Annotated in this window: 2 protein-coding genes; both read left to right on the forward strand. The window is 46.9% G+C overall.

Annotated elements, in window-relative coordinates:
* Nucleotides 1–28: 28 nt before the first annotated feature.
* A complete protein-coding gene (locus H529_RS0109415) occupies nucleotides 29–559 on the forward strand; it encodes a 4Fe-4S dicluster domain-containing protein (protein ID WP_211209661.1) in 531 nt (176 codons plus the stop codon).
* An 18-nt stretch (nucleotides 560–577) separates the two neighbouring features.
* Nucleotides 578–1,314, forward strand: a 737-nt coding sequence (locus H529_RS0109420; RefSeq protein ID WP_022856236.1) for a heterodisulfide reductase-related iron-sulfur binding cluster, incomplete at its 3' end; no start/stop codon positions are given.

Here is a 1,314-nt window from a genome sequence, read left to right on the forward strand (position 1 = left end):
CAAAGGGGGTAGGATAATGGAGAAGGAAGTGAATGTTATAAAGTTAGACGAGGAGTTTATGAAGGAGTTTTGGGAAGAGCTTGAGGCGATGGGGATGCCTGTTAAGGAGTTGAGGGAGTGTATTCAGTGTGGGAGGTGTGCAGGGACCTGTCCGATGGCGTTAGCTGGTTTGGAGTATTTTATCAAGAGGATAGTGCATGCGAGTATGTTGGGGTTGAAGGAGATATTTTTGGATGATTCATCGGTGTGGGGATGTCAGAGTTGTAACCGGTGTGTGGAGGTATGTCCGATGGACATAAAGCCATATGAGTTGATACAGGCGATAAGGAGGGTGTGTTTTAGGGAGTATGCGATGCCATCTAACACGATAGACGGGTTGAGGAACTATTATGAGAGGGGGCATGCGGTAATAGTTAAGGGATTTGAGGAGAGGAGGAAGAAGGTGGGGTTACCTGAGATGCCACCTACGGTGATAGGGAATGAGGAGATGAGGAAGAAGTTTCAGGAGGTAATGAAGCAGACAGCGTTAGCAGAGGTAGCACCGTTTCCACTTGACTAAAGAAAAAGGAGGGAAGAGATGAAGAGGGTAGGATTATTTTTAGGGTGTAACATACCGTTGAGGAGGCCGGATATAGAGTATTCGATGAGGTATTTGTTGAAGGAGTTAGGGGTGGAGGTAGTTGATTTAGAGGGAGCGACATGTTGTCCGGCGTTTGGTGTGATGCCATCGATAGATTTGGTGGGTTGGTGTGTGGGATCTGCGTGGAACATGGCGATAGCAGAGGGTAAGGGATTGGAGGTGATGGTTACAGGGTGTGGTAGTTGTTATGGGAGTTTGAATGAGGCAAGGTATCACATGGAGAAGCATCCTGAGATAAAGGAGAAGGTTAACGAGATACTGGGAAGTGTGGGTATGAGGTATGAGGGGAAGGTGAAGGTGTATAACATATACAATTATATATATGATTTTATTGGGTTAGAGGAGTTGAAGAAGGCGGTGAGGTATTCGTTGAATGGGATGGTATGTGGGGTGCAGGTAGGGTGTCACAATTTATGGCCGAGCAAGGCGTATCCGGCGAATGATGAGAACACGTTTCAGCCGAGGAGGTTGAGGGAGGTATGTGAGGCGTTAGGAGGGGTAGCGCCGTGGTATAGTATGATGACAGATTGTTGTGGTATGGGTGCGTTGGGTAGTTTAGCGAGGGACAAGTCTTGGAGTTTGTTTAAGAAGAAGGCGAGTAAGATGATAGAGGAGATAAATCCTGAGGTATTTGTGACGGGGTGTAGTAGTTGTTTGTTGAGGTTTGACAACGA

This window comes from Thermodesulfobacterium thermophilum DSM 1276, from assembly GCF_000421605.1.
In the GTDB taxonomy this organism is placed as follows: Bacteria; Desulfobacterota; Thermodesulfobacteria; order Thermodesulfobacteriales; family Thermodesulfobacteriaceae; genus Thermodesulfobacterium; species Thermodesulfobacterium thermophilum.